Annotated in this window: 20 protein-coding genes and 1 riboswitch; of the genes, 12 read left to right on the top strand and 8 right to left on the bottom strand. The window is 70.8% G+C overall.

Annotation, left to right across the window (positions count from 1 at the left end):
- Positions 1 to 72: 72 nt before the first annotated feature.
- The 3 genes from PUR53_RS16875 (at position 73) to PUR53_RS16885 (ending at position 4,063) form a co-directional block, all read left to right on the top strand.
- The gene (locus PUR53_RS16875; protein ID WP_329900213.1) at positions 73 to 960 is read left to right on the top strand and encodes a FadR/GntR family transcriptional regulator; all 888 of its coding nucleotides are present in this window, start codon (positions 73 to 75) and stop codon (positions 958 to 960) included.
- Positions 961 to 1,558: 598 nt separating this feature from the next.
- The gene (locus PUR53_RS16880; protein WP_275593188.1) at positions 1,559 to 3,103 is read left to right on the top strand and encodes an RNA polymerase sigma factor; all 1,545 of its coding nucleotides are present in this window, start codon (positions 1,559 to 1,561) and stop codon (positions 3,101 to 3,103) included.
- A gap of 144 nt (positions 3,104 to 3,247) precedes the next feature.
- On the top strand, positions 3,248 to 4,063 hold the full coding sequence (locus PUR53_RS16885) for a S1 family peptidase (RefSeq protein ID WP_329900214.1): 816 nt from the start codon (positions 3,248 to 3,250) through the stop codon (positions 4,061 to 4,063).
- 138 nt (positions 4,064 to 4,201) lie between these two features.
- Here the strand turns inward: PUR53_RS16885 and PUR53_RS16890 are convergent, their stop codons facing one another.
- Positions 4,202 to 4,432: a DUF7455 domain-containing protein gene (locus PUR53_RS16890; RefSeq protein ID WP_013000244.1), complete on the bottom strand. Its 231-nt coding sequence runs from the start codon at positions 4,430 to 4,432 to the stop codon at positions 4,202 to 4,204.
- Positions 4,433 to 4,910: 478 nt separating this feature from the next.
- Between PUR53_RS16890 and PUR53_RS16895 the strand changes: the two genes are divergently transcribed.
- The 3 genes from PUR53_RS16895 to PUR53_RS16905 all read left to right on the top strand — a co-directional run bounded on the left by PUR53_RS16895 (position 4,911) and on the right by PUR53_RS16905 (position 9,355).
- Entirely contained in the window at positions 4,911 to 7,031 is a 2,121-nt protein-coding gene (locus PUR53_RS16895; protein ID WP_329900215.1) for a DNA gyrase/topoisomerase IV subunit B, read from the top strand.
- Between the two features lie 195 nt (positions 7,032 to 7,226).
- Entirely contained in the window at positions 7,227 to 7,766 is a 540-nt protein-coding gene (locus PUR53_RS16900) for a DUF485 domain-containing protein (RefSeq protein WP_329900216.1), read from the top strand.
- Positions 7,763 to 9,355: a solute symporter family protein gene (locus PUR53_RS16905; protein ID WP_329908753.1), complete on the top strand. Its 1,593-nt coding sequence runs from the start codon at positions 7,763 to 7,765 to the stop codon at positions 9,353 to 9,355. Before PUR53_RS16900 ends, PUR53_RS16905 begins: the two co-directional genes overlap by 4 nt.
- Positions 9,356 to 9,431: 76 nt before the next feature.
- Here PUR53_RS16905 and PUR53_RS16910 read toward each other — a convergent pair whose 3' ends face one another.
- From PUR53_RS16910 to PUR53_RS16930, 5 genes are all read right to left on the bottom strand, one after another.
- Positions 9,432 to 10,112, bottom strand: a complete 681-nt coding sequence (locus tag PUR53_RS16910; protein ID WP_239757671.1) for a response regulator — start codon at positions 10,110 to 10,112, stop codon at positions 9,432 to 9,434.
- Positions 10,109 to 11,776 (bottom strand): sensor histidine kinase, encoded by a 1,668-nt coding sequence (locus PUR53_RS16915; protein ID WP_329900218.1) that lies wholly within the window; start codon positions 11,774 to 11,776, stop codon positions 10,109 to 10,111. Before PUR53_RS16915 ends, PUR53_RS16910 begins: the two co-directional genes overlap by 4 nt.
- A 102-nt stretch (positions 11,777 to 11,878) precedes the next feature.
- Entirely contained in the window at positions 11,879 to 12,814 is a 936-nt protein-coding gene (locus PUR53_RS16920) for a sucrase ferredoxin (protein ID WP_329908755.1), read from the bottom strand.
- Positions 12,815 to 12,961: 147 nt separating this feature from the next.
- Positions 12,962 to 13,198: a hypothetical protein gene (locus PUR53_RS16925; protein WP_033525166.1), complete on the bottom strand. Its 237-nt coding sequence runs from the start codon at positions 13,196 to 13,198 to the stop codon at positions 12,962 to 12,964.
- Between the two features lie 152 nt (positions 13,199 to 13,350).
- The gene (locus PUR53_RS16930; protein ID WP_329900220.1) at positions 13,351 to 13,899 is read right to left on the bottom strand and encodes a DUF6082 family protein; all 549 of its coding nucleotides are present in this window, start codon (positions 13,897 to 13,899) and stop codon (positions 13,351 to 13,353) included.
- A 295-nt stretch (positions 13,900 to 14,194) separates the two neighbouring features.
- Between PUR53_RS16930 and PUR53_RS16935 the strand changes: the two genes are divergently transcribed.
- Positions 14,195 to 15,331, top strand: coding sequence for a CobW family GTP-binding protein (locus tag PUR53_RS16935; protein ID WP_443080317.1), 1,137 nt, complete (start codon positions 14,195 to 14,197; stop codon positions 15,329 to 15,331).
- Between the two features lie 10 nt (positions 15,332 to 15,341).
- Here the strand turns inward: PUR53_RS16935 and PUR53_RS16940 are convergent, their stop codons facing one another.
- A complete protein-coding gene (locus PUR53_RS16940; protein WP_329900222.1) occupies positions 15,342 to 17,798 on the bottom strand; it encodes a DNA gyrase/topoisomerase IV subunit A in 2,457 nt (818 codons plus the stop codon).
- Between the two features lie 381 nt (positions 17,799 to 18,179).
- On the opposite strand from PUR53_RS16940, the gene PUR53_RS16945 reads away from it, so the two are divergent.
- From PUR53_RS16945 to PUR53_RS16960, 4 genes are all read left to right on the top strand, one after another.
- Positions 18,180 to 19,568 (top strand): M16 family metallopeptidase, encoded by a 1,389-nt coding sequence (locus tag PUR53_RS16945; RefSeq protein ID WP_329900223.1) that lies wholly within the window; start codon positions 18,180 to 18,182, stop codon positions 19,566 to 19,568.
- Complete coding sequence (locus tag PUR53_RS16950) at positions 19,565 to 20,953, top strand: M16 family metallopeptidase (protein WP_329900224.1); 1,389 nt, start codon at positions 19,565 to 19,567, stop codon at positions 20,951 to 20,953. Before PUR53_RS16945 ends, PUR53_RS16950 begins: the two co-directional genes overlap by 4 nt.
- Before the next feature lie 204 nt (positions 20,954 to 21,157).
- A riboswitch (cyclic di-AMP (ydaO/yuaA leader) is annotated at positions 21,158 to 21,329 on the top strand.
- Positions 21,330 to 21,342: 13 nt separating this feature from the next.
- Positions 21,343 to 22,131: a M23 family metallopeptidase gene (locus PUR53_RS16955; RefSeq protein WP_329900225.1), complete on the top strand. Its 789-nt coding sequence runs from the start codon at positions 21,343 to 21,345 to the stop codon at positions 22,129 to 22,131.
- Between the two features lie 201 nt (positions 22,132 to 22,332).
- The gene (locus tag PUR53_RS16960) at positions 22,333 to 23,037 is read left to right on the top strand and encodes a GntR family transcriptional regulator (RefSeq protein ID WP_329908759.1); all 705 of its coding nucleotides are present in this window, start codon (positions 22,333 to 22,335) and stop codon (positions 23,035 to 23,037) included.
- Between the two features lie 170 nt (positions 23,038 to 23,207).
- Here PUR53_RS16960 and PUR53_RS16965 read toward each other — a convergent pair whose 3' ends face one another.
- Positions 23,208 to 23,489, bottom strand: a complete 282-nt coding sequence (locus PUR53_RS16965; protein ID WP_037700813.1) for an HPr family phosphocarrier protein — start codon at positions 23,487 to 23,489, stop codon at positions 23,208 to 23,210.
- A 201-nt stretch (positions 23,490 to 23,690) separates the two neighbouring features.
- Between PUR53_RS16965 and PUR53_RS16970 the strand changes: the two genes are divergently transcribed.
- A complete protein-coding gene (locus PUR53_RS16970; RefSeq protein WP_329900228.1) occupies positions 23,691 to 26,621 on the top strand; it encodes a bifunctional acetate--CoA ligase family protein/GNAT family N-acetyltransferase in 2,931 nt (976 codons plus the stop codon).
- Positions 26,622 to 26,702 lie beyond the last annotated feature (81 nt).

Consider the following 26,702-nt stretch of genomic DNA (forward strand, 5'->3'; position numbering starts at 1 on the left):
GAGCGATCACCCTTTCGTGTGCTTTTCACCAAAGACCTCAAGGGAGTTGAGAACGCAGCCGACAAAGGATGCGTGAGTACCCTTGCGCACACCATGATGACCGCCGCCCGCTCCGCCGACTCCGGCCTCGCAGGACCGGGCGAACTCGACCGCTACCCCTTCGCCGAGCACCCCGGCGTCGACCGCGTGGGCCTCCCCGCGTGGGACGGTGCCGACCCCGAGCTGGGGCGCGTGGGCCGACGTGCCGCCGGGAGCCGCGGCCGCGGCCTGCACGGCCAACTCGTCCAGCAGCTCGGCCAGATGATCGTCTCCGGGGACCTGGGCGCGGATCGCCCCCTCGTGCCCGAGGAGATCGGCCAGCGGTTCGAGGTCTCCCGCACCGTCGTCCGTGAATCCCTGCGCGTCCTCGAGGCCAAGGGCCTGGTCAGTGCCCGGCCGAACGTCGGCACGCGCGTCCGCCCCGTCAGCGACTGGAACCTGCTCGACCCGGACATCATCGAGTGGCGGGCCTTCGGCCCGCAGCGTGACGACCAGCGGCGCGAGCTCAGCGAACTGCGCTGGACGATCGAGCCGCTCGCCGCCCGCCTCGCCGCCGGACACGGTCGTGACGACGTCCAGCAGCGTATCGGCGACATGGTCGAGCTCATGGGCCACGCCATGGCCCAGGGCGACCCGCTGACGTTCTCACGCGCGGACGCCGAGTTTCACTCGCTGTTGATCCAGGTCGCGGGCAACCGCATGCTGGAGCACCTCTCCGGCATCGTCTCCGCGGCCCTCCAGGTCTCCGGCGGACCGGTCACCGGATGTGACCGGCCGACCGAGTCGGCGCTGGGCCATCACGCCCGGATCGTCGACGCCCTCGCCGCGGGCGACGGAGGGGCGGCCGAGGCTGCCATGCGGCAACTTCTCACCGTCCACCCCGAGGTGGAACGTGTGGTGCCCGCGCCGCGCGAGCACTGAGGGCGCTCGGAGCGGGACAGGGCAGCGCGGCCGGGGTGCCGGCCCCTTCCGTGGCGTCGCTCGACCGGCGGACCCGTGCCGCCGGGCCCCATCGGATCCTCCTGGGATTCGGCGGGGTCCGGCGGCACGACACCGGAGCGAGGGGGCGACCCGTGCTGCCGGGACGCCCCGTCCCGTCCCGGTCGGCCCGGTGGGCCTGCCGGGAGCGGTGTGTCCCGGCGCGACGCTCGTGCCCGAAGAGGGTGCCGGATCCTGCCGAGGGCGGTGATCCACACCGAGGAGTTCATTCGGGGATCGATCGGGTACTCACTTGAAGAGAACCGGTTGTGGCCTTGATCGATTACCTCTGGCAGTATCTGACCGCTTTTGAGTGCTTACGGGGTGTGACTCGGGCCACGCAGATTGGGCGTAACGCTCGTGGGGACAGCGCGATGACCTAAGAGGTGACAGCCGCGGAGGGAATACGGACGCCGTTCACGGCGCTGTGCCTCTTCCCGGCCCCCGCCCGCACCGTCGGCCCACTCCCAAGCCGGTGGTCGGCTCCTGTCCGCAGTGGACGGGGCCGGAAGCCGTTTTCCAACGTTCCGAGAGGTTGTTCGTGTCGGCCAGCACATCCCGTACGCTCCCGCCGGAGATCGCCGAGTCCGTCTCTGTCATGGCGCTCATTGAGCGGGGAAAGGCTGAGGGGCAGATCGCCGGCGACGATGTGCGTCGGGCCTTCGAAGCTGACCAGATTCCGGCCACTCAGTGGAAGAACGTACTGCGCAGCCTCAACCAGATCCTCGAGGAAGAGGGTGTGACGCTGATGGTCAGTGCCGCGGAGCCCAAGCGCACCCGAAAGAGCGTCGCAGCGAAGAGTCCGGCCAAGCGCACCGCCACCAAGACGGTCGCGGCGAAGACGGTGACCACCAAGAAGGCCACCGCCACAGCCGCCCCCGCGGTGCCCGCGGCCGACGCCTCCGCCGAGGACGCCGCACCCGCCAAGAAGGCCGCCGCCAAGAAGGCGGTCGCCAAGAAGGCGGCCCCCGCCAAGAAGACCGTCGCCGCCAAGAAGACGGCGGCCAAGAAGACGACGGCCAAGAAGGACGACGTCGAGCTGATCGAGGAAGAGGTCCTCGAGGAGACCCCGGGCGGCAAGCCCGGCGAGGAGCCCGAGGGCACCGAGAGCGCCGGCTTCGTGCTGTCCGACGAGGACGAGGACGACGCGCCCGCCCAGCAGGTCGCGGCCGCCGGCGCCACCGCCGACCCGGTCAAGGACTACCTCAAGCAGATCGGCAAGGTCCCCCTGCTCAACGCCGAGCAGGAGGTCGAGCTCGCCAAGCGCATCGAGGCCGGTCTGTTCGCCGAGGACAAGCTGGCCAACGCGGACAAGCTCGCCCCCAAGCTCAAGCGCGAGCTGGAGATCATCGCCGAGGACGGCCGCCGCGCCAAGAACCACCTCCTGGAGGCCAACCTCCGTCTGGTGGTCTCCCTGGCCAAGCGCTACACCGGCCGCGGCATGCTCTTCCTGGACCTGATCCAGGAGGGCAACCTCGGTCTGATCCGCGCGGTCGAGAAGTTCGACTACACCAAGGGCTACAAGTTCTCCACGTACGCCACCTGGTGGATCCGTCAGGCGATCACCCGCGCCATGGCCGACCAGGCCCGCACCATCCGTATCCCGGTGCACATGGTCGAGGTCATCAACAAGCTGGCGCGTGTGCAGCGTCAGATGCTCCAGGACCTGGGCCGCGAGCCCACCCCGGAGGAGCTGGCCAAGGAACTCGACATGACCCCCGAGAAGGTCATCGAGGTCCAGAAGTACGGCCGCGAGCCCATCTCCCTGCACACCCCGCTGGGCGAGGACGGCGACAGCGAGTTCGGTGACCTCATCGAGGACTCCGAGGCCGTCGTCCCGGCCGACGCGGTCAGCTTCACGCTCCTTCAGGAGCAGCTGCACTCCGTGCTCGACACGCTCTCCGAGCGCGAGGCGGGCGTCGTCTCCATGCGCTTCGGTCTCACCGACGGTCAGCCGAAGACCCTCGACGAGATCGGCAAGGTGTACGGCGTCACGCGTGAGCGCATCCGCCAGATCGAGTCCAAGACGATGTCGAAGCTGCGTCACCCGTCCCGCTCGCAGGTCCTGCGCGACTACCTCGACTAGGCAGCACGCCACCGGCGCGCGTGGTCGGTCCGAAGGCCCGGTTCCCTCGAAGGAGCCGGGCCTTCGGCGTGTGTGCGGCATGCGAAAGCCGATCCGGTGGATCACTCTGGGTGTGCCATCCAAGACCCGGAGTGAGGAGCGCGCATGCGTCGATCGTTCGCCCGACTGCTGGCCGTCGCGGCCACCGCGGCCGTCATACCGCTGGTGTCACCGCCACCGGCGACGGCCGAGGTCGTCATCGGGGGTCATCCGGTCGACATCTCCCAGGCGCCCTGGACGGTGGCGCTGGCCAGTCGTGACCGGTTCGGAGGTACGCGGGCCGGTCAGTTCTGCGGCGGTGTCGTGGTCGGCCCCACGACGGTGCTGACGGCCGCCCACTGCCTCAGCGAAGGCGTGCTGGGCGGTCCGCCGGAACGGGTCCCCGATCTGCGGGTCATCGCCGGTCGCGCCGAGCTGCAGTCGGCCGAGGGCGAGGAGGTCCCGGTGAGCGGCGCCTGGGTCAACCCCGAGTACGACCCCTATACGAACGCGGGGGACTTCGCGGTGGTCACCCTCGCCGCACCGCTGCCCGAGAACTCCGTCATCGCGCTGGCGGGCGCCGGCGACGCGGCGTACGTGCCGGGCACGCCGGCCGCGGTCTACGGCTGGGGGGACACCACGGGTGCCGGGGACTACTCACAGGGCCTGCGGGCCGCCTCGGTGGAGGTACTGGCCGACACCGTCTGCGAGCGGGCCTACCCGGGCAGCACGGAAGGCCGGTACCAGTCCGGCTCGATGGTGTGCGCCGGGGAGCAGAACGGCGGCCGGGACGCCTGCCAGGGGGACAGCGGAGGACCGCTGGTCGCCCGGGGGAAGCTGATCGGCCTCGTGTCGTGGGGCAGCGGCTGTGGGCTCGCCGGGAATCCCGGCGTCTACACCAGGGGCTCGTACGTGGCCCGGGTGCTGGCAGAGAGCCGCTGAAGCGGCGCTGAGGCGCCTTACGCGGCGGCGCGCCGTTGCGGGTGCGGAACGAGAGCGGGCGGCCACCCCGTGTGTGCGGGAGTGGCCGCCCGGTCACCGGCCTCGAGCCGGTGGCGGCTCGTCGTCAGGTGCGAAGCGTCAGCGCTCGTCCTCTTCTGCGGTCGCGGGAGCGGCCGTGAGCCGCTCCGTCTCGTCCTGTATCTCCGCGGCGATCTTCTTGAGCTCGGGCTCGAACTTGCGGCCGTGGTGGGCGCAGAACAGCAGCTCTCCACCGCTCAGCAGGACGACGCGCAGATAGGCCTGGGCGCCGCAGCGGTCGCATCGGTCAGCGGCCGTCAGCGGGGTCGCGGGGGTCAGAACAGTAGTCACGTCGCCTCTTCTCTAGCTCGACGAGCTGTCGTACCAGGGTCAACATCCAACCAGGCCGAAAACGTTCCCGCTCGCGGCTTTAACTCGAAAAAATCTTTCCGGGCCGGCTGTCTGCTGCCGGTTGGCGGCGAATGGGCCGTAGTGCGTGTCTTCGTGTCGTACGGGTTCGCGCTGTCTGTCGATGGTTCTTCGGTGGTTCTGGTGGTTGTTCTTTCGGTTGTACGGTCCTCCCGGCTGGGTTGCCGGTTGTTCATGAGGACGTGCCCGGAGCCTAAATGGTTCATGCCTCGAAGGGAACGTGATATGTACTTCACCCCATCGAGGGATCGAACGTGTATGCGACTCTGGACTACTCTGAGTTTCGGACGAGGGTGGCGTTACAACGGCTCTACCAGGCCTCGGTACCCTCGGACCGGCAACAGAGCCCGGCCCCTTACCCAAATGGGCCTCACCTGAAATTCAGCGAGGAGCGAACCGCGTGACCGCCGATACGTCCGTGCCGTCCACAGCGCTGCTGACCGGAGCAGACCGGGACGGTTCCAACTACACCGCGCGGCACCTGCTCGTCCTCGAGGGGCTCGAGGCCGTGCGGAAGCGCCCCGGCATGTACATCGGCTCGACCGACAGTCGAGGCCTGATGCACTGCCTGTGGGAGATCATCGACAACTCCGTGGACGAGGCCCTCGGGGGGTACTGCGACCACATCGAGGTGATCCTCCACGACGACGCCTCCGTGGAGGTGCGGGACAACGGCCGCGGCATCCCGGTCGACGTCGAGCCCAAGACCGGCCTGTCGGGCGTCGAGGTCGTCATGACCAAGCTGCACGCCGGCGGCAAGTTCGGCGGCGGCTCGTACGCGGCCTCCGGTGGTCTGCACGGCGTGGGCGCCTCCGTGGTGAACGCGCTCTCGGCCCGCCTGGACGTCGAGGTCGACCGCAGCGGCAGCACCCACGCCATCAGCTTCCGGCGCGGCGTGCCCGGCGCCTTCTCGGGCAACGGCCCGGAGGCCAAGTTCGAGACCGGCGGTCTGCGGAAAGGCAAGCGGATCCCCAAGACGCGCACCGGCACGCGCGTGCGCTACTGGGCCGACCGCCAGATCTTCCTGAAGGACGCCAAGCTCTCCCTGGAGAACCTGCACCAGCGGGCCCGCCAGACCGCGTTTCTCGTGCCCGGTCTGACGATCGTCGTCCGGGACGAGTTCGGCCTCGGTGAGGGCGGCAGCAAGGGCGAGGAGTCGTTCCGCTTCGACGGCGGCATCAGCGAGTTCTGCGAGTACCTGGCCTCCGACAAGCCGGTCTGCGACGTCCTCCGCTTCTCCGGGCAGGGCACCTTCAGGGAGACCGTGCCCGTCCTGGACGAGCACGGTCAGATGACGCCCACGCAGGTCACCCGCGAGCTCGGCGTCGATGTCGCCATGCGCTGGGGCACCGGCTACGACACCACGCTCAAGTCGTTCGTGAACATCATCGCCACCCCCAAGGGCGGCACCCACGTCGCGGGCTTCGAACAGGCCGTGGCCACCACGATGAACGAGGTGCTGCGCGCCAAGAAGATGCTGCGTGTGGCCGAGGACGACGTCGTCAAGGACGACGCCCTCGAAGGCCTCACCGCCGTCGTCACCGTGCGGCTCGCCGAGCCGCAGTTCGAGGGCCAGACCAAGGAGGTCCTCGGCACCTCGGCGGCCCGGCGCATCGTGGCACAGGTGATCGCCAAGGAGCTCAAGGCGTTCCTGACCTCCACCAAGCGGGACGCCGCGGCCCAGGCACGGGTCGTCATGGAGAAGGCCGTCGCCGCCGCTCGTACGCGTATCGCCGCACGTCAGCACAAGGACGCGCAGCGTCGTAAGACGGCGCTGGAGTCGTCGTCGCTGCCGGCCAAGCTCGCCGACTGCCGTAGCGACGACGTGGAGCGCAGCGAACTGTTCATCGTCGAGGGGGACTCGGCGCTCGGTACGGCGAAGCTCGCCCGGAACTCCGAGTTCCAGGCGCTGCTGCCGATCCGGGGCAAGATCCTCAACGTCCAGAAGTCGTCCGTGACCGACATGCTCAAGAACGCCGAGTGCGGCGCGATCATCCAGGTCATAGGGGCGGGCTCGGGGCGCACCTTCGACATCGACGCGGCCCGCTACGGCAAGATCATCATGATGACCGACGCCGATGTCGACGGGTCGCACATCCGGTGTCTGCTGTTGACGCTCTTCCAGCGATACATGCGGCCGATGGTCGAGGCGGGACGCGTCTTCGCGGCGGTGCCCCCGCTGCACCGGATCGAGCTGGTCCAGCCCAAGAAGGGGCAGGACAAGTACGTCTACACGTACTCGGACCGGGAGCTGCGCGACAAGCTGCTGGAGTTCCAGAGCAAGGGCGTCCGGTACAAGGACTCCATCCAGCGCTACAAGGGCCTCGGCGAGATGGACGCGGACCAGCTGGCGGAGACCACGATGGACCCGCGTCACCGCACGCTGAGGCGGATCAACCTGTCGGACCTGGAGGCGGCGGAGCAGGTCTTCGACCTGCTGATGGGGAACGACGTCGCACCGCGCAAGGAGTTCATCTCCAGCTCCGCGGCCACGCTGGACCGGTCGCGCATCGACGCGTAGCCCCGTTCGCCGGGCCGGATGCGGGTGCCTTCGGCCCGGCGGGGTGGGCTCGGGGCCCGCTCCTCCGGCCCTTGTGCGGATGCCGGTGGGTCTTCGCTGCCGCACGTGCGGGAGGCTGGCCGGGGTTTCACCTGATGGGGTGAACAATCGTGAAGAGGTGCGCCAGGGGTCTTTCCGTTCTGTCCATGCTTGGGCATGCAGTCAAGCACCGGCCGCCCCCGTCGACGCGGGGGTGGTTCTGAGAGCCCGGTTGAGCAGCACGAGGGGCACGGCCTCGCCAGCGCGGACGTGCGGTTCGACGATCCCTGGTACGACGCGCTGGCCTCCGGCTGGGGGGAGTTGGACGGCACCGGCGGGCCGGCCCCGGTCGCGGCCGACGCGCGGGAGAGCCGGAGCGAGGGCGCGGCGGACGTCTATCTGGAGGTCCAGCGGAGCGCGGCCTTCCAGGAGGTGCGCAGCCGCTACCGCAGGTTCGTGATCCCGGGCGTCGCCGTCTTCTTCACCTGGTACGTGGCCTACGTCGTGACGGCGACCACCGCCCCGGGCCTGATGGCACGGCCGGTGGCGGGCGCGGTGAACGTGGCGATGCTGGCGGGGCTCGGGCAGTTCCTCACGACGTTCCTGTTCACCTGGGCGTATGCGCGCCACGCGAGGCTGCGCCGGGACCGGGCGGCGCTCGATCTGCGCTGGGACACCCAGGAGTTGACGCGCAGCCTCAGAGGGGGTGCGCGGTGACCGCCGACCATCAGACGCTGGCGCTGGTGCTGTTCAGCGCGTTCGTGGCGGTCACGTTGGGCATCACGACGTGGGTGAGCCGCAACCGCCATGGCTCCGCCGAGGAGTTCTACGCCGGCGGGCGGCTGTTCTCGCCGATGGAGAATGGTTTTGCCATCGCGGGCGACTACATGTCCGCCGCCTCCTTCCTCGGCATCTCCGGGCTCATCGCGCTCTTCGGGTACGACGGACTGCTCTACTCCGTGGGCTTCCTGGTCGCCTGGCTCGTGGTGTTGTTCCTGGTGGCCGAACTGGTGCGCAACTGCGGGCGGTTCACGCTCGCCGACGTCGTCGCGGCGCGGATGAGCGAACGGCCGGTGCGGATCGCGGCGGGAACTTCCTCGGTGACGGTGTCCGTTCTGTATCTGGTGGCGCAGATGGTGGGAGCGGGCACCCTCGTCGCGCTCCTGCTCGGAGGAGAGAGCGAGGCGGCGCAGACCTGGACGGTCATCGGGGTCGGCGCCCTCATGGTCGTCTATGTGTCGCTGGGAGGGATGCGGGCCACCACCTGGATCCAGATCGTGAAAGCGGTCCTGCTGATGGGCGGGGCGATCGCCCTGACCGTGCTCGTCCTGGTCCGGTTCCACGGCGACTTCGACCAGTTGCTGCGGACGGCGGCCGCGCGCAGTGGACACGGCGACGCGTTCCTCGCGCCCGGGCTGCGGTACGGCGGGGACTGGATCGCGCGGTTCGACTTCATCAGCCTCGGGCTCGCCCTGGTGCTGGGCACGGCCGGGCTGCCGCACATCCTGTCGCGCTTCTACACCGTGCCCACCGCGCGGGCCGCACGCCGTTCGGTCGTCTGGTCGATCGGTCTCATCGGCGGCTTCTACCTGATGACGATCGTGCTGGGCTTCGGTGCCGCCGCCATCGTCGGCCCGGAGGCCGTGCGGGGCTCCAACGCGGCCGGGAACACCGCGGTGCCGCTGTTGGCCCTGGACCTGGGCGGCGGAGCCGACTCCACCGGCGGAACGGTTCTGTTCGCGATCGTCGCGGCCATCGCCTTCGCCACGATCCTCGCGGTCGTCGCCGGGATCACGCTCGCGTCGTCGGCGTCCGTCGCCCATGACCTCTACGCGTCGCTGCGGCGCAGGCGTTCGAAGCCGCACAGCGAGGTCGCGGTGGCGCGCACGGCCGCCGTCGGTATCGGCGTGGTCGCGATCGCGCTCGGGCTGCTGGCCAAGGACCTCAACGTGGCCTTCCTCGTCGGCCTGGCCTTCGCGGTAGCCGCCTCTGCCAACCTGCCCGTCCTGCTGTACTCGCTGTTCTGGCGGGGGTTCACCACCCGAGGGGCGGTGTGGTCCGTGTACGGCGGACTGATCCCCTCCGTGGTCCTCGTGCTGCTGTCACCGGTGGTCTCGGGGAGCGCCGACTCGCTGTTCCCCGGCGTGGACTTCCAGTACTTCCCGTTGCAGAACCCCGGCCTCGTCTCCATCCCGTTGGGCTTCCTCGCCGGCTGGCTCGGTACGGTCACCTCGGCCGAGCCGCCGGACGAGGCGAAGCACGCGGAGACCGAGGTGCGGTCGCTGACCGGAGCGGGAGCGGTGTGATCGCTGGGGGTGTCCGACAGGCGCAGCACGCCTTGCGGCTTTGAGGCTTGTCAGAGAAGCGCGTGCTGAAGGTCCCTCAGGAGCGCGTCGCCCACTCGTAGCGGTGCTCCGGGCGGCCCGCGTCGCCGTACTTGAGGGTCAGCCGGGCCCGTCCCGTGCGTTCCAGGAGCTTCAGATAGCGCTGGGCGGTCTGACGGCTCAGGCCCGTCCGCTCGGCGATCTCCTGGGCGGACAGCGCGCCCTCGGCGGTCATCAGGGCACGGCGCACGAGTTCGGTGGTGGTGGGGGAGTGCCCCTTGGGCAGGTCCGGTTCGCCGCCCGCCGAGAGTGCGCCGAAGATCCGGTCGACCTCGGCCTGTTCGGCCTCACCGCCGCCGTCCAGGGTGCGCCGCAGCTCCGCGTAGGCCTCCAGCTTCGCCCGCAGCCCGGCGAACGCGAACGGCTTCACCAGGTACTGGAGCGCGCCCTGGCGCATCGCGGCCTGGACGGTCGAGACGTCGCGGGCGGCCGTCACCATGATGACGTCGGTCTCATGACCCCGCCGGCGCATCTCCTGGACGACCACGAGGCCCGTCTCGTCCGGCAGGTAGTGGTCCAGGAGGACCAGGTCCACGTGGGGCGACGTCTCCAACAGGTGCAGCGCCTCCGCCGCGTTGTGGGCCACACCGGCGACGTGGAAACCGGCGACCTTCTCCACATAGGCGGCGTTGACGCGGGCGACTCTGACGTCGTCGTCCACGATCAGGACCTCGATCATCGCGACTCCTTGTCGGCGACAGTGACGGCGGCTTCGGTTTCCCGCTGCGGGCCCGGTTCGGCGAGTGCGTCGGGCAGGACGACGGTGAACTCCGCGCCCCCGCCCGCCGCCTCACCGACCCGGGCGCTGCCTCCCTGCCGCTCGGCGAGCCGGCGCACCAGGGAGAGCCCGATGCCGCGTTCGCGGTGGGCCGGGCGCGTCTTGGTGGACCAGCCGTCCGTGAAGATCAGCTCCCGTTTGTCGGGCGGGACTCCGGGGCCCGTGTCCCGTACCCGGAGGATCGCCGTACGGCCCTCGGCGCGCAGCTCGACCTCCACGCGCGCGTGCGGGGTGCCCGCGACGGCGTCCAGGGCGTTGTCGACGAGGTTGCCGACGACGGTGACCAGGCCCCGGGGGTCGATCAGCCGGTCCGGCAGCAGTGTGCCGCCCGCGAGCGAAAGGGCCACTCCGCGCTCGGCAGCGACGGTCGCCTTGCCGACCAGCACCGCGGCGAGCAGGGGATCGTGGATCTTCTCGGTGACCTGCTCGGCGGTCGCCCGGTGGTCGCCGACCACCTCGCCGACGAACTCCACGGCCTCGTCGTACATCTCCAGTTCGAGCAGGCCGAGGAGGGTGTGCATCCGGTTGGCGTGCTCGTGGTCCTGGGCGCGCAGGGCGTCCGTCAGGCCGCGCGTGGAGTCCAGTTCACGGCCCAGCTGTTCCAACTCGGTGCGGTCGCGGAGGGTGGCGACGGCGCCCCCGTCGTCCGTGGGCATGCGGTTGGCGACCAGCACGCGGTGGCCGCGCACGGTCAGCAGGTCGGTGCCCGTGACGCGGCCGGCCAGTACATCGGTCGTACGGCCGGGGCCGAGCGCGTCGTCGAGCGACCTGCCGAGCGCCTCGTCACCGATGCCGAGCAGACGCCGTGCCTCGTCGTTGAGGAGGCGCACGCGCCCGGCGCGGTCCAGCGCGACCACGCCCTCGCGGATGCCGTGCAGCATGGCCTCGCGCTCCGCCAACAGCCCCGCGATGTCGGAGAAGGCCAGGTCACGCGTCTGGCGATGAACCCGCCGGGAGATCAGATACGCGGCGAGCGCCCCGACCGCCATGGCCCCACCGGCGTACGCCAGGAGCCCGGGGATCGCGTGGATCAACCGGGCGCGCACATTGTCGTACTCGATCCCCACCGAGACCGCGCCGACGATCGTCCCGTCGGTGTCGCGCAGCGGCACCTTGCCCCGGGCCGAGCGTCCGAGGGTCCCCGAGTCGATCTCCATGACCTCGTCGCCGGCGAGGGCGCGGCGTGGGTCGGTGGAGACGAGCCCGCCGATCTCCGCCGGGTCGGGGTGCGACCAGCGCACCCCCTCGCGGTCCATCACGACCACGTACTCGGCCCCGCTGGCCTTCCGGATCCGCTCCGCCTCGACCTGCACGGGGCCGTCCAGCGACGGTTTCGTGGAGACCAGGTCCTCCGCGATCTGCGGCTGGGCCGCCGTGGTCTGCGCTATGGCGAGGGCCCGGCGCATCGCCTGGTCGTCCAGTTGTTCGCTGAGCGGTGCGAGGAACAGCCCGGTCGCGAGGACGGCGACACCGGCGGCGATCGCCACCTGCATCAGCAGGACCTGCGAGAACACCCGCCGCGGCATACCGAGACGCAGGCGGCGTGCGGGGGGAGTGGGGCTCATACCCATGACGGTACGTGGACGGGGTGGTCCAGCCGTAGTGGGGTGTGGCGCGCATCTCACCCACCGGGTGTTTGCGCGACGGCGGCGGGATCGCGTGGTCGGCTACATGACGCTCGCGGGTGTCAGTTCGCGTACGGCCAGTACGTCCATCCTCGTGGGGGAGCCCAGCGGGGAGCCGCAGCTTTCCTGGCGGGGTGGCCCGGCGGTGCCCTGGGCGACGGTGACGGTCCAGCGGCGGCCGTCGGTGTGGGCGACGACGACGTCCCAGTGGGGAGCCGTGCCGTCCGTGCGGACGACCGTCAGGGCGCCGACGGTGTCCTCGCCGTACTCCGTGCGCACCGCCAGCTCGGCGGCCTGCCCGGGGCGTTCCCAGGCGGAGTTTCCGCGGCATCCCTCGGTGACGACCCTGCCCTCCCGGACGCCTTGGAGGACCTCCTTGACGTGATGGGCCTCGGCGCGGCCGTACACGTAGCCGAAGGGCAGCACGAGCAGGGTCGGGGAGAAGCGGTGACCACCCAGATGGGTGACTTCCCAGGTGCCCTCTACCCCGGAGGCGGCGAGCTCGGCGGCGAGCGGGCGGCCGAGCAGCGCGCAGCAGCGGTCGCGCTTGCCGTTGGTGCAGACGAGTGCGAGAGGGTCACCGGTGTGGGGCCGCCCGCCCAGCACGGTCCCGAAGGTGTGGTGATCGCCCCTGCCGAGCGCGGCGAGATCGAGGTCGAGCAGCCGCTCGGGGTCGGACGTCGTGGCGCTGTGCAGCCAGACGTTCCCGGGAGCGGTGTGGGCCACGTACACCTGGCGCTCGTGGACCTCGCGGCAGTCCGCGTGGCGGCCGGGGCGCCGGATGAGCGCCACGCGTACGCCGGTGCCCTCCGTCGCGGCTTCGAGGGCGCGGCCGAGCGCGGGGTCGAGATGGCTCGAGGTGAGCGCCTTGACGCCCCAGGGGCCCGGCTGTTCCAGCAGCAGCCATGTCCTCGCCGTGGCGGCGGTCCCCGCGAGAGGCTCGTCGAGGTGTCGGGACGCGGATGTGCACGTACTCACAGAGGTGAGCCTAACCTGACTTCCCCGCGACCGGACTCCGGCTGGGCCGAAGGAGGGGTGGGAGCGCGGCTCGGTGACGCGGTGCGGCGGTGCGGGACGGCGACGCGAGGGGCCCGCGCTGTAGTGCAGGCGAGCCCCCGTTCAGGATCAGGCGTCGGGGATGTCCGACTTTGCCCGGATGAGAGTCTCGCGGCTGATGACCACGATCCTCTCGTAGTCAGCGCGCGAGGCGTCGGCAGGAAGCTCGGGGTCGAGTTTCTCTGTCCGATCTGTCCCGATCACTGCGAAGTTGCCGTCTTGCAGTTCGAAGATGTCTGGGCACGTCTGCCCCGCGGCGCTGCCCCTCTCGCGGGGCGAGGCACCGATGCGGCGCACGATTTTCAACGGGTTCGATCCTTGGGTCATGAGTAGTGATACGAGCGGGCTAATTTTGCCCCATGAGCCCGGTTGATGCGCATGCATCGAAGGCGCGATGGAGTGAAGCGTGGGGCAGGGGTCGCGCCGTACGAGTCGAGCGCCGTGCGGGGTGAAGGGCTTCACTCGGCGGGAGGTTCGCCCACGACCCACCACTCGTCCGTGCTCGCTTCCTCGAGGTCGTTGATCAGGGTGTCGACCATCCTGCCGATCTCCGACTCCTCCGAACCCTCCTTCAGGCTCGACCGGTGGTGGCGCGTGGCGGCCCAGTAGTCGCGCATCAGCGTGCTCTGAAAGATGCCGCGGAGGTGCCCGTACAACTCGGCCCGGCTGAAGACGCCGACCCGGTAACCCTGAAGGACGTGGGTGTAGAGGAGGTTGGCGAAGAGGTACTGCCGTTGCCGGTCCGTGGACAGGTCCTCCTCGTAGGCGTTCAGGACGGGCAGCAGGGTCGGGTCCGCGGCCGCCTTCATGACCAGCTCGAAGTTGTGCCGCTGGTAGGCGATCAGTGCCGCGCGCTGTTCCGTCTCGCGTTCCAGCCGTTCCAGGCGCCGAAGCAGGGTGCTGATGCGCCGCTCCACGGCGAACGCGCCCAGCGCCCCCACCGCGAAGGCGAGACCCGCTGCCGCGGCGGGGCCGAGTCCCCGCGCCCCATGATTCTGTGTGGCCATGTCAATCCCCGATTCAGGCGGCCGTCCGCCGGTCGTCGGGTGTGGGTCGACAGGTTGGGGACCGGCGAGCGGTGGGCGGCGCTTGCCGTCTCCCAGTGTCCCGAGAGGCGCTCGTCCACCGGGAGGCGGAGAGGAGGCGCACGGAAGGATGCGTGGGTCGCGCGACCCGGCGCCATGCCCATCGTGTGCCCCACGGGCGCCGCTGACAATCTCTCGGGGGGTGTGCGGCACCACTCGTATCCTGGTGCGGCATGCGAGCGGCACATGAGAGCAACGGTCTGGGAGAGGGCGCGTGTTGAGCCAGTCGTCGAGCCGGGGTCCGGGGTCGAGTCCGCGGCAGGTGCCGCCGATCCCCGTCGTAGTCCTCGCCGGGTTCCTCGGATCCGGCAAGACGACCCTGCTGAACCACCTGCTCCACCGCAGTGGCGGCAGCCGGATCGGCGCCGTGGTCAACGACTTCGGCGCGATCGAGATCGACGCCATGGCCGTGGCCGGCGCGCTCGGGGACTCCACCGTGTCGCTGGGCAACGGGTGTCTGTGCTGTGCCGTCGACGTCGAGGAGCTGGACCGCTATCTGGAGCGGCTCGCCGATCCCGCCGCCGGGATCGACGTCATCGTCATCGAGGCGAGCGGGCTCGCCGAGCCGCAGGAACTCGTGCGGATGGTGCTCGCCAGCGAGAACCCCAGGGTGGTGTACGGCGGGCTGGTCGAGGTCGTCGACGCGGCCGAGTTCGATCGGACCCGGCAGCTGCATCCCGAGATCGACCGCCATCTCGCCATCGCCGACCTGGTGGTCGTCAACAAGCTCGACCGGGCCGAGGACGGGGCGGGAGTCCTGTCGCTCGTCCGCTCGCTCAGCGACCGCGCGGCGGTCGTGCCCGCCACCTACGGGCGGATCGACCCCGACTTCCTGTTCGACTGCAGGCCCTCCGAGGAGCGCGTCGGCCAGCTCTCCTTCGACGACCTCCACCGCCACGACGAGCCCGGGGAGGAGTACACGGATCATGCCGGGCATCTGCACACCGGCTACGACAGCGTCTCCTTCGTCTCCGACGTGCCGATGGATCCCCGGCGGCTGATGGAGTTCCTGGACGGGAGGGCCGAGGGGCTCTACCGCATCAAGGGGTACGTCGACTTCGGGCCGTACGACCCCCGCAACCGCTACGCCGTGCACGCCGTCGGCCGCTTTCTGCGGTTCTGCCCCGAGCCCTGGCCGCCCGGCGAAGCCGCCCGCCTCACCCAGCTCGTCCTCATCGGGTCGGGCATCGACGTCCCGGCCCTGACCAAGGAGCTGGACGCGTGCAGGAGCGAGAAGGACGCCCCGCACGCCGACGAGCACGGCATGTGGGGCGTCCTGCGCTATGTCCGGCAGACCGAGGCCGACGAACCCGAGGTCTCCTACGACTACGACTACGACGCCGACCGCGTCTGAAGGCCGGGGCTCACACCGGCCCCGCCACCGACGACACCGTCTTGCCCAGGGACACACCCGAGCCGTCGCGGCGCGGGTCCATCTCCGGGAGGTCCGCCGGGGCGCCGTTCTTCTGCGCGGCGCGGGCCGGGGCGGGTCCCGCCCAGGCGACGGACAGGCAGTCCTCGCCCTTGAGGAACCGCTGGCAGCGCACACCGCCCGTGGCGCGGCCCTTGCGGGGGTACTGGTCGAACGGGGTCAGCTTGGCCGTGGTCTGGACGGAGTCGTCCAGGGTGCCCCGGGAACCGGCGACGGTGAACACCACCGCGTCCACGGCCGGGTCGACGGCCGTGAAGGAGATGACCTTCGCGCCCTCGGTGAGCTTGATGCCCGCCATACCCCCGGCCGGGCGGCCCTGCGGGCGGACCTGGGCGGCCTGGTAGCGCAGCAACTGCGCGTCGTCCGTGATGAAGACCAGGTCCTCCTCGCCGGTGCGCAGCTCGACCGCGCCGACGATCCGGTCGCCCTCCTTGAGCGTGATGACCTCCAACTCCCCCTTGTTGGACGGGTAGTCGGGGACCACTCGCTTGACGACACCCTGCTCGGTGCCGATGGCCAGCCCCGGCGACGACTCGTCGAGCGTCATCAGACAGATGACCGTCTCGCCGTCCTCGAGGGAGAGGAACTCCGCGAGCGGGGCGCCGCCCGAGAGGTTGGGGGCCGCCGCCGTGTCCGGCAGCTGCGGCAGATCGACCACGTTCAGGCGGAGCAGGCGGCCGGTCGAGGTCACCGCGCCCACCTCGCCCCGCGCCGTCGCGGGGACCGCGGAGACGATGACGTCGTGCTTGACGCGCTTGGCGTCCTCGTCCGCCGTGAAGGGCTCGCCGTTGGCCGTACGGGCCAGCAGCCCCGTCGACGACAGCAGCACCCGGCACGGGTCGTCCGCGACCTGGAGCGGCACCGCGGCCACCGCGGTGCCGGAGGACTCCATCAGCACCGTACGGCGCTCGGTGCCGAACTTCTTCGCCACCGAGGCCAGTTCACCGGAGACCAGCTTGCGCAGCTCCGCGTCCGACTCCAGGATCCGGGTCAGCTCGGCGATCTCGGCGTTGAGCCTGTCCTTCTCGGACTCCAGCTCGATGCGGTCGAACCGGGTGAGGCGGCGCAGCGGCGTGTCGAGGATGTACTGCGTCTGGACGTCCGACAGCGAGAAGCGCTCCATCAGGCGCTCCTTCGCCTGCGCGGAGTTGTCGCTGGAGCGGATCAGACGGATGACCTCGTCGATGTCCACCAGCGCGGTGAGCAGACCCTCGACCAGGTGGAGCCGGTCGCGCTTCTTGCCACGACGGAACTCCGAGCGGCGCCGGACGACCTCGAAACGGTGGTCGAGGTAGACCTCCAGCAGCTCCTTCAGGCCCAGGGTGAGGGGCTGGCCGTCGACCAGGGCCACGTTGTTGATGCCGAAGGACTCCTCCATCGGCGTGAGCTTGTACAACTGCTCCAGGACGGCCTCCGGCACGAAGCCGTTCTTGATCTCGATGACCAGGCGCAGGCCGTGGGCGCGGTCGGTGAGGTCCTTGACGTCGGCGATGCCCTGCAGCTTCTTCGCGCCGACCAGGTCCTTGATCTTGGCGATCACCTTCTCCGGGCCGACGGTGAACGGCAGTTCGGTGACGATCAGGCCCTTGCGGCGGGCCGTCACGTTGTCCACCGTCACCGTGGCGCGGATCTTGAAGGTGCCGCGGCCCGTCGCGTACGCGTCCCTGATGCCGGTGAGACCGACGATCCGGCCGCCCGTCGGCAGGTCGGGGCCCGGGACGTGCTTCATCAGCGTGTCCAGGTCGGCGTTGGGATACCTGATCAGGTGGCGGGCGGCCGCGATGACCTCGCCCAGGTTGTGCGGCGGCATGTTGGTCGCCATTCCGACGGCGATGCCGGACGCGCCGTTGACCAGCAGGTTCGGGAAGGCGGCGGGCAGCGCCACCGGCTCCTGCTCCTGGCCGTCGTAGTTCGGCGCGAAGTCGACCGTGTTCTCGTCGATCGACTCCGTCATCAGGCTCGTCGCGTCGGCCATCCGGCACTCGGTGTACCGCATGGCGGCCGGCGGGTCGTCGTTGCCCAGGGAGCCGAAGTTGCCGTGGCCGTCGACCAGGGGGAGCCGCATGGAGAAGGGCTGGGCGAGGCGCACCAGGGCGTCGTAGATCGACGAGTCGCCGTGCGGGTGCAACTTACCCATGACCTCGCCGACGACGCGGGCGCACTTCACATAGCCGCGGTCGGGGCGCAGGCCCATCTCGTTCATCTGGTAGACGATCCGGCGGTGCACGGGCTTCAGGCCGTCGCGGGCGTCGGGCAGGGCTCGGGAGTAGATGACCGAGTACGCGTACTCCAGGAAGGAGCCCTGCATCTCGTCGACGACGTCGATGTCGAGGATCCGCTCCTCGAACGCGTCGTCGGGCGGCGGGGTCTTCGTGCTGCGGCGGGCCATCGCTGCCGGCTCCTCTTTTTCTGGTCGCTCACCTACGGGGCGCTCACGTCTCCAGCTCACTCCCACCGGGAGGTGAACGGGATCTGACGCGCACCATTGTGGACTGCCGCACTGACAAGCCCGACACGACCCGGCGCCGACCGCCGGGCACGCCCTCCCGGGCCGCCGCGTCAACAGCGTGCGCCGACTTTAACCAGTGACCGTCGGCGGCAACCCCCGTCTCGCTCTCGGCGTACGAGCCCCGGGAACTTCTCCAGGCGTCCGCGCGCTTGCATACAGTGGCAGGACCGGCAGGAAAACAGCGGTTTCCACGACGGTTCCACGACGGACGGACCACGGATTCCGCGACCACAGCACAGCGATCGAAGGGACGTACCGCCCATGGGTCACACGGCCACAGCCGAGGCCGGCTCCGAAGGCCTGACAGTGAGGGAGCACCGCCTGGCCAACGGCCTGCGCGTGGTGCTCTCCGAGGACCACCTGACCCCGGTCGCGGCGGTGTGCCTCTGGTACGACGTCGGTTCGCGCCACGAGGTCGAGGGCCGCACGGGCCTCGCCCACCTCTTCGAGCACCTGATGTTCCAGGGCTCGGGCCAGGTCAAGGACAACGGCCACTTCGAGCTGGTCCAGGGCGCGGGCGGTTCGCTGAACGGCACCACCAGCTGGGAGCGCACCAACTACTTCGAGACCATGCCCACCCACCAGCTGGAGCTCGCGCTGTGGCTGGAGGCCGACCGCATGGGCAGCCTGCTGCTCGCGCTCGACCAGAAGAACCTGGACAACCAGCGGGCCGTCGTCAAGAACGAGCGCCGCCAGCGGTACGACAACGTGCCCTACGGCACCGCCTTCGAGAAGATCTTCCGCCTGGCCTACCCGGTGGGCCACCCCTACCGGCACACGCCGATCGGCTCGATGGACGACCTGGAGGCGGCCAGCCTGGAGGACGCCCAGCAGTTCTTCAGGACGTACTACGCGCCCAACAACGCCGTCCTGTCGATCGTCGGCGACATCGACCCGGAGCAGACCCTCGCCTGGGTCGAGAAGTACTTCGGCTCCATCCCCTCCTACGACGGCAAGCCCGCGCCCCGCGACGGCGCACTGCCCGACGTCATGGGCGCGCAGATGCGCGAGGTCGTCGAGGAGAACGTGCCCGCCCGCGCGTTGATGGCCGCCTACCGGCTGCCGGAGGACGGCACGCGCGCGTGCGACGCGGCCGACCTGGCGCTGACCATCCTCGGCGGCGGCGAGTCCTCCCGCCTCTACAACCGGCTCGTCCGCCGCGACCGTACGGCCGTGACGGCGGGCTTCGGCCTGCTGCGGCTGGCCGGCGCGCCCTCCATGGCGTGGCTGGACGTGAAGACCTCCGGCGACGTCGAGGTGCCCGTCATCGAGGCCGCCGTCGACGAGGAGCTCGCCCGGTTCGCCGCCGAGGGCCCCACGGCCGAGGAGATGGAGCGCGCCCAGGCCCAGTTGGAGCGTGAGTGGCTGGACCGGCTCGGCACGGTCGCGGGCCGCGCCGACGAACTGTGCCGGTACGCGGTCCTGTTCGGTGACCCCAAGCTCGCCCTGACGGCCGTCGACCGGGTCCTGGAGGTGACGGCCGACGAGGTCCAGGAGATCGCCAAGGCGCGCCTGAGGCCCGACAACCGCGCGGTGCTCGTCTACGAGCCCGTCGCCGGCGAGGAGGACGCCGAAGAGGGCGCCCAAGAGGAGACCGCCGCGGCCGAGGCCGCCGGAACCACCGACGAGACCGAGGAGTCGGCGAAGTGACCGAGCTCGCGACCATGGAATTCCACCCGCAGCCCCAGGCCGGCGAGGCCAGGCCCTGGGCGTTCCCGGCGCCCGAGCGCGGCACCCTGGACAACGGCATGACCGTGCTGCGCTGCCACCGCCCCGGCCAGCAGGTCGTCGCCGTCGAGGTGCTCCTCGACGCGCCCCTGGACGCCGAGCCCGCCGGCATCGAGGGTGTCGCCACCATCATGACCAGGGCCTTCTCCGAGGGCACCGACAAGCACACGGCCGAGGAGTTCGCCGCCGAGCTGGAGCGGTGCGGCGCCACCCTCGACTCGCACGCCGACCACCCCGGCGTACGCCTGTCCCTCGAAGTGCCGGTGTCGCGGCTGGAGAAGGCCCTCGGTCTGCTCGCCGACGCCCTGCGGGCCCCCGCGTTCGAGGACGGCGAGATCGAGCGGCTGGTGGCCAACCGGCTCGACGAGATCCCGCACGAGACCGCCAACCCGGGCCGCCGGGCCGCCAAGGAGCTCTCCAAGCAGCTGTTCCCGGCCACCTCCCGGATGTCGCGGCCCCGCCAGGGCACCGAGGAGACCGTCGAGGGCATCGACTCCGCGGCCGTGCGCGCCTTCTACGAGCGGCACGTACGCCCCGCGACGGCCACCGCCGTGGTCGTGGGCGACCTCACGGGGGTCGACCTCGACGCGCTGCTCGGCGACACCCTGGGCGCCTGGACCGGCTCCCCGGCTGCCCCGCGGCCCGTGCCGTCGGTGAGCGCCGACGACACCGGGCGCGTGATCATCGTGGACCGTCCCGGTTCCGTGCAGACCCAGTTGCTCATCGGCCGCGTGGGCGCCGACCGGCACGACCGGGTGTGGCCGGCCCAGGTGCTCGGCACCTACTGCCTCGGCGGCACCCTCACCTCCCGTCTGGACCGCGTCCTGCGCGAGGAGAAGGGCTACACCTACGGCGTGCGGGCGTTCGGCCAGGTGCTGCGGGCCGCGCCCGACGGTTCGGGCGTCGCGATGCTCGCCATCAGCGGCTCCGTCGACACCCCCAACACCGGGCCGGCGCTGGACGATCTGTGGACGGTGCTGCGCACCCTCGCCGCCGAGGGCCTGACCGACGCCGAGCGTGATGTCGCCGTGCAGAACCTCGTCGGGGTCGCCCCGCTCAAGTTCGAGACGGCCGCGGCCGTGGCGAGCACGCTGGCCGACCAGGTCGAGCAGTACCTGCCGGACGACTACCAGTCGACGCTGTACCGCCAACTCGCCGCCACCGGCACCGTGGAGGCCACCGCGGCGGCCGTGAGCGCCTTCCCGGTGGACCGTCTGGTGACCGTCCTCGTCGGGGACGCCGCGCAGATCGAGGAGCCGGTCAGGGCCCTCGGGATCGGCGAAGTGACCGTCGTCCCGGCCGAGTAGGGGAACGACCGTACGGACGCGTGTCAGTGGGGCCCTGGTGACGGAAGAGTCACCAGGGCCCATGTTTGTCCGTATTGGTGGCGGAGGTTGCGTGTCTGACCTGTGGCGTAGTTAACAAATCCTGTGATCCGTTTGTTATTTCGAAGACGGCCCACTTAGCGTCAGTCCGGCTGTTCGTCAGAAGTTCGCCGCATCCGCGGCACCGGACAGTCATCGCCGAGTCCCCATGGCGCGAGCCAGGGGAGCCGGGGACCCACCGAAGTCCCTGGGGTGAATCGGGTGCCCTTCGCGGAGCGACGCGAAACGAGGGGTAGCCGTAGGAGACCTTCCTGCTCCGAACCCGTCAGCTAACCCGGTAGGCGAGAAGGAAGGAAAGGATCAGCCACTTCATGGCGTTCACCCGCGCCCCCGGCAAGCACCGCCGTCCCGGCCGTGTGCAGCGCACGACCACGAGGAACGTGGGCGTAGCCGCTCTCACCACCACCGGTGTCCTCGGCACCCTCGCCGGCCCCGCGCTCGCCGCGGAGGAGCCCGCCGTCGAGCAGACCGGCCTGAACCAGATCATCACTCTCGGCGACACGGTCGCCGACCAGGTCGACGCCCAGGCCGTGGCCCAGCAGCAGGCTGCCGAGGTGGCCGCTGTCAAGAAGAAGGCGCAGGAGGAGGCCAGGAAGGCCGCCGCCGAGAAGGCCGAGCAGGAACGTGCCGCCGCCAAGGAGCGCGAGGAGATCAAGGCCCGTGCCGCCCGCGCGGCCGAGCGCGAGCGCCTCAACGCCTACGTCGCCCCCATCAGCGGCTCCTACATCTCCACCGGCTACAAGGCCGGCGGTGCGGTCTGGTCCTCCGGCAGCCACACCGGTGTCGACTTCCACGCCGCGTCCGGCACGGCCGTCCACGCGGTCGGCTCCGGCACGGTCGTCGAGGCGGGCTGGGGCGGTGCCTACGGCAACAACATCGTCATCAAGATGAACGACGGCACGTACACCCAGTACGGCCACCTGTCGTCCATCGGCGTCTCCGTCGGCCAGACGGTCACCCCCGGCCAGCAGATAGGCCTCTCCGGGGCCACCGGCAACGTCACCGGGGCCCATCTGCACTTCGAGGCCCGGACGACGGCCGAGTACGGCTCGGACATCGACCCCGCCGCGTACCTGCGCTCGCACGGCGTGAACGTCTGACGCGCACCCACGCTTCCAGGAGGCCCCGGCTCACCGAGCCGGGGCTTTCCTCGTTCTACGAACCACCTTGTGACGTACCTCCTGTCCAAAAAATATCCCTGGATTCCGGTCCGCCATCGGAAATTCCGCTCCGCTGCAATAGAGTCGCTGGAACACACGTCAATCATCGACGTTTCACGGGGATTAAGGCGGAGGTCGGTCATGCGTATTCCGGCGCACTCGGTATGCACGGCGATCCGTGATGACATCGTCGCGGGTGTCTACGAGCGCGGCAGCCGGCTCACCGAGGAACTGCTCGCCCGCCGCTACGGCGTCAGCCGGGTGCCCGTGCGCGAGGCGCTGCGCACGCTGGAGGCCGAGGGCTTCGTGGTGACCCGCCGGCACGCGGGCGCGTGCGTCGCCGAGCCGACCGAGCAGGAGGCCGCCGACCTGCTGGAGATGCGCATGCTGCTGGAGCCCCTGGGCGCCGCCCGGGCCGCGCAGCGCCGTACGGAGGCGCACCTCAAGGTGTTGCGGGGTCTGGTCAGGCTGGGCCAGGAGCGGGCCAGGAGGGGCAACAGCGAGGATCTGCGCTCCCTGGGCGGCTGGTTCCACGAGACGCTCGCACAGGCCTCCGGCAGCCCCGCCCTGACCTCGACACTCGCCCAGCTGCGGCACAAGATCGCCTGGATGTACGCGGTCGAGGCGCCCTCCGACCCCGGGGAGTCCTGGGCGGAGCACGGCGGCATCGTGGACGCGGTCGCGCGCGGCGACAGCGACCGGGCCCGGGCGATCACGTCCCTGCACACCGAGCGCGCCACGGCCGCGCACCGGCTCCGATTTCCGGCCGGGTCCGGCGGTGCGGAGCGCCCCGACCGTGTGAGGACTTCGCAACACCCCGTAAACATGCCGAGCCTGCGGCATTAACACGGGCGCCGTATACAAAGAGGGAAGAATTCCGAGGGGCATTTTTCCTGCTGCCCGCGGAACGGAAACCGGACGTAAATACGAAGGGCCCGCCCGATAAATCGGACGAGCCCTTCGGTGTGTGCGCGGGGCGGCTTTTTCAGGCCTTTCCGCTGCGGTTACCCGGTCGCTCAGACCGTCTCGGGGAGTTCTTCGAGCCCCTCGGCGACGAGCTTCGCCAGACGGTCGAGCGCGACGTCCGCGCCCTCGGCGTCGGAGGCGAGCACGATCTCCTCGCCGCCCTGGGCGCCGAGGCCCAGGACCGCGAGCATGGAGGCCGCGTTGACGGGGTTGCCGTCGGCCTTGGCGATCGTCACGGGGATACCGGAGGCCGTGGTGGCCCGGACGAAGATGGATGCGGGTCGGGCGTGGAGGCCCTCGGCCCAGCCGACGTTGACGCGGCGCTCAGCCATGTGATGCTGCCCTTCAGGTGTCTCGGGTGCTGCAGAGAGGTCTAGACCGGGTTGTCTAGACCAGTTTCCCATATGGGGCGACCGACCGGAACGGGCCCACGGCCTGACCACGAACCGGCTGTCGCGCTTGTGTTGTGCTGCTGTCGTGCCTCCCCAGACTGCCCCGCGCCGTTGTCGGACGCGAGCCGTACTCTGGGGCCCATGCAGACCTCGTCGGACCGGCACGAGTACCCCGCCCACTGGGAGGCCGACGTGGTGCTGCGCGACGGCGGCACCGCACGCATCAGGCCCATCACCGTTGATGACGCCGAGCGTCTCGTCAGCTTCTACGAGCAGGTCTCGGACGAGTCGAAGTACTACCGCTTCTTCGCGCCGTACCCTCGCCTGTCCGCCAAGGACGTCCACCGCTTCACGCACCACGACTTCGTGGACCGGGTGGGGCTCGCCGCCACCGTCGGCGGCGAGTTCATCGCCACCGTACGCTACGACCGCATCGGCGCCGACGGAATGCCCGCGTCCGCCCCCGCCGACGAGGCCGAGGTCGCCTTCCTCGTGCAGGACGCCCACCAGGGCCGCGGTGTCGCCTCCGCACTGCTCGAACACATCGCCGCCGTGGCCCGCGAGCGCGGCATCAGACGCTTCGCCGCCGAGGTGCTGCCGGCCAACAGTAAGATGATCAAGGTGTTCACCGACGCCGGGTACCAGCAGCAGCGCAGCTTCGAGGACGGCGTCGTCCGGCTGGAGTTCGACCTCGAACCGACCGACCGCTCCCTCGCCGTCCAGCGCGCCCGGGAGCAGCGCGCCGAGGCCCGGTCCGTCCAGCGGCTGCTCGCCCCCGGCTCGGTCGCGGTCGTCGGAGCCGGGCGCACACCGGGCGGAGTGGGCCGCAGCGTGCTCGCCAACCTCCGGGGCGCGGGCTTCACCGGTCGGCTGTACGCGGTGAACAAGGCGCTCGGGGAGGGCGAGAAGGAACTCGACGGGGTGCCCGCGCACCGGTCCGTCACCGACATCGAGGGCCCCGTCGACCTCGCGGTGATCGCCGTCCCCGCCGCCCACGTCCCCGAGGTCGTCGCCGAGTGCGGGGAACACGGTGTGCAGGGCCTCGTGGTCGTGTCCGCCGGATACGCCGAGAGCGGGCCCGACGGGCGCGAACGCCAGCGCGAACTGGTGCGCCAGGCCCGCACGTACGGCATGCGCATCATCGGGCCGAACGCCTTCGGCATCATCAACACCGCCCCCGACGTACGGCTCAATGCCTCGCTCGCCCCCGAGACCCCGCGTTCCGGGCGCATCGGTCTCTTCGCCCAGTCCGGCGCCATCGGGATCGCCCTGCTCTCCCGGCTGCACCGGCGCGGGGGAGGGGTCACCGGCGTCACGGGTGTCTCCACGTTCGTCTCGTCCGGCAACCGCGCGGACGTGTCCGGGAACGACGTCCTCCAGTACTGGTACGAGGACCCGGACACCGATGTCGTCCTGATGTACCTGGAGTCCATCGGCAACCCGCGCAAGTTCACCCGCCTCGCCCGGCGCACGGCGCTGGTCAAACCGCTCGTGGTGGTGCAGGGGGCGCGCCATGGTTCCGCGCCCCTGGGACACGCGGTGCGCGCCACCCGGCTGCCGCACACCACCGTCTCCGCGCTGCTGCGGCAGGCCGGGGTGATCCGGGTCGAGACGATCACGGAACTGGTCGACGCGGGGCTGCTGCTGGCCCGGCAGCCGCTGCCGGCGGGGCCGCGGGTGGCGATCCTGGGGAACTCCGAGTCGCTCGGGATGCTCACCTACGACGCGTGTCTCTCCGAGGGGCTGCGACCGCTGACGCCGCTGGACCTGTCGACCGGGGCCTCGGCGCGGGACTTCCACACGGCGTTGTCGCGGGCCCTCGCCGACGACTCGTGCGACGCGGTGGTGGTGACGGCCATACCCGCGCTGGGCGAGACGTCGCCGGGGGACGCGGCCCTGGCGGAGGCGCTGCGGTCGGCCGCCGCCGCGAACCCGTCGAAGCCGGTGCTGGTCGTCCACGTCGAACTGGGCGGCCTCGCGGAGGCGCTGTCGGCCGCGACGAGCACCGCACCGAGGGCCGCGGAGACGGCCCCCGACGCCGCCGACCCGGGTGCGCCGGGCGCCGGTGCGCCGGGCCGGGGTCTGCCGGGCACCCCCGTGGCAGGAGCAGGTTCGGAAGGCACCGGCGCGGCAGGCGTCGGTGTGCCGAGGGGGCCGGCCGTCGAGGGGGCGCAGCCTGTGCCGGCAGCTTCTTCGGAGGCGGCCGGATCCCGGCTCATCCCCGCCTACCCCGCCGCCGAGCGGGCCGTCCGCGCGCTCTCCGAAGCCGTGAACTACGCCCAGTGGCGGCGGGACGCGGCGGAGCCGGGACGGGTGCCCGAGTACGAGGACATCGACGAGAAGGGGGCAGCCGAGCAGATCGACGCGCTGCTGGCCAGGGGCGAGGGGCTCACCCTCGGGGCCGAGGAGACGGGCGCGCTGCTCGCGCGGTACGGCATCCACCTGCGGCAGGCCCGCCCCGCGCCGACGCCCGACGAGGCCGCGAAGGCGGCGCGGCTCATCGGCTATCCCGTCGCGCTCAAGACGACCGCCCCGCACCTGCGCCACCGGGCCGACCTGGGCGGCGTACGGCTCGACCTGGCGGACGAGGAGCAACTGCGGCGGGCGTACGCGGAGTTGACGGAGCTCTTCGGAGGGCCCGACGAACTGCGCCCGGTCGTGCAGGGCATGGCTCCGCGCGGGGTCGACACGATCGTGCGGACGGTGGTGGACCCGGCGGCCGGAGCGGTGCTCTCGTTCGGGCTCGCCGGCCCAGCGTCGCAGTTGCTCGGGGACATGGCGCACCGCCTCATTCCGGCCACCGAGCGGGACGCGGCCGCACTGGTCCGATCGATCCGGACGGCGCCCCTCCTCTTCGGCTGGAGGGGCTCGGCCCCCGTCGACACCGAGGCACTGGAGGAGCTGTTGCTGCGGGTCTCCCGACTGGTCGACGACCACCCCGAGGTCGTGGCGGTCTCCCTGGAGCCCGTCGTCGTCGCCCCGCAGGGCCTCAGTGTGCTCGGCGCAACCGTCCGGCTCGCGCGCCCGCCCGCCCGCGACGACCTCGGCCCCCGGACGCTCCCGGTGTACTGAGCGCACCGCTCCCGGCCCACCGGAGGCGGCGCGCGGCCACCGTACGGACGGCGCGCGAGCCCGCGCATTGATCCGTGCACG

Origin of the sequence: Streptomyces sp. SP18BB07 (assembly GCF_036322545.1) — a bacterium.
GTDB lineage: Bacteria > Actinomycetota > Actinomycetes > Streptomycetales > Streptomycetaceae > Streptomyces > Streptomyces deccanensis.

Coding starts and splice junctions, on each gene's coding strand:
- PUR53_RS16960 (WP_329908759.1), top strand. CDS start 22,333: ATGCGTATTCCGGCGCACTCGGTATGCACGGCGATCCGTGATGACATC.
- PUR53_RS16900 (WP_329900216.1), top strand. CDS start 7,227: ATGCAGTCAAGCACCGGCCGCCCCCGTCGACGCGGGGGTGGTTCTGAG.
- PUR53_RS16910 (WP_239757671.1), bottom strand. CDS start 10,112: ATGATCGAGGTCCTGATCGTGGACGACGACGTCAGAGTCGCCCGCGTC.
- PUR53_RS16955 (WP_329900225.1), top strand. CDS start 21,343: ATGGCGTTCACCCGCGCCCCCGGCAAGCACCGCCGTCCCGGCCGTGTG.
- PUR53_RS16930 (WP_329900220.1), bottom strand. CDS start 13,899: ATGGCCACACAGAATCATGGGGCGCGGGGACTCGGCCCCGCCGCGGCA.
- PUR53_RS16940 (WP_329900222.1), bottom strand. CDS start 17,798: ATGGCCCGCCGCAGCACGAAGACCCCGCCGCCCGACGACGCGTTCGAG.
- PUR53_RS16885 (WP_329900214.1), top strand. CDS start 3,248: ATGCGTCGATCGTTCGCCCGACTGCTGGCCGTCGCGGCCACCGCGGCC.
- PUR53_RS16970 (WP_329900228.1), top strand. CDS start 23,691: ATGCAGACCTCGTCGGACCGGCACGAGTACCCCGCCCACTGGGAGGCC.
- PUR53_RS16965 (WP_037700813.1), bottom strand. CDS start 23,489: ATGGCTGAGCGCCGCGTCAACGTCGGCTGGGCCGAGGGCCTCCACGCC.
- PUR53_RS16945 (WP_329900223.1), top strand. CDS start 18,180: ATGGGTCACACGGCCACAGCCGAGGCCGGCTCCGAAGGCCTGACAGTG.
- PUR53_RS16915 (WP_329900218.1), bottom strand. CDS start 11,776: ATGAGCCCCACTCCCCCCGCACGCCGCCTGCGTCTCGGTATGCCGCGG.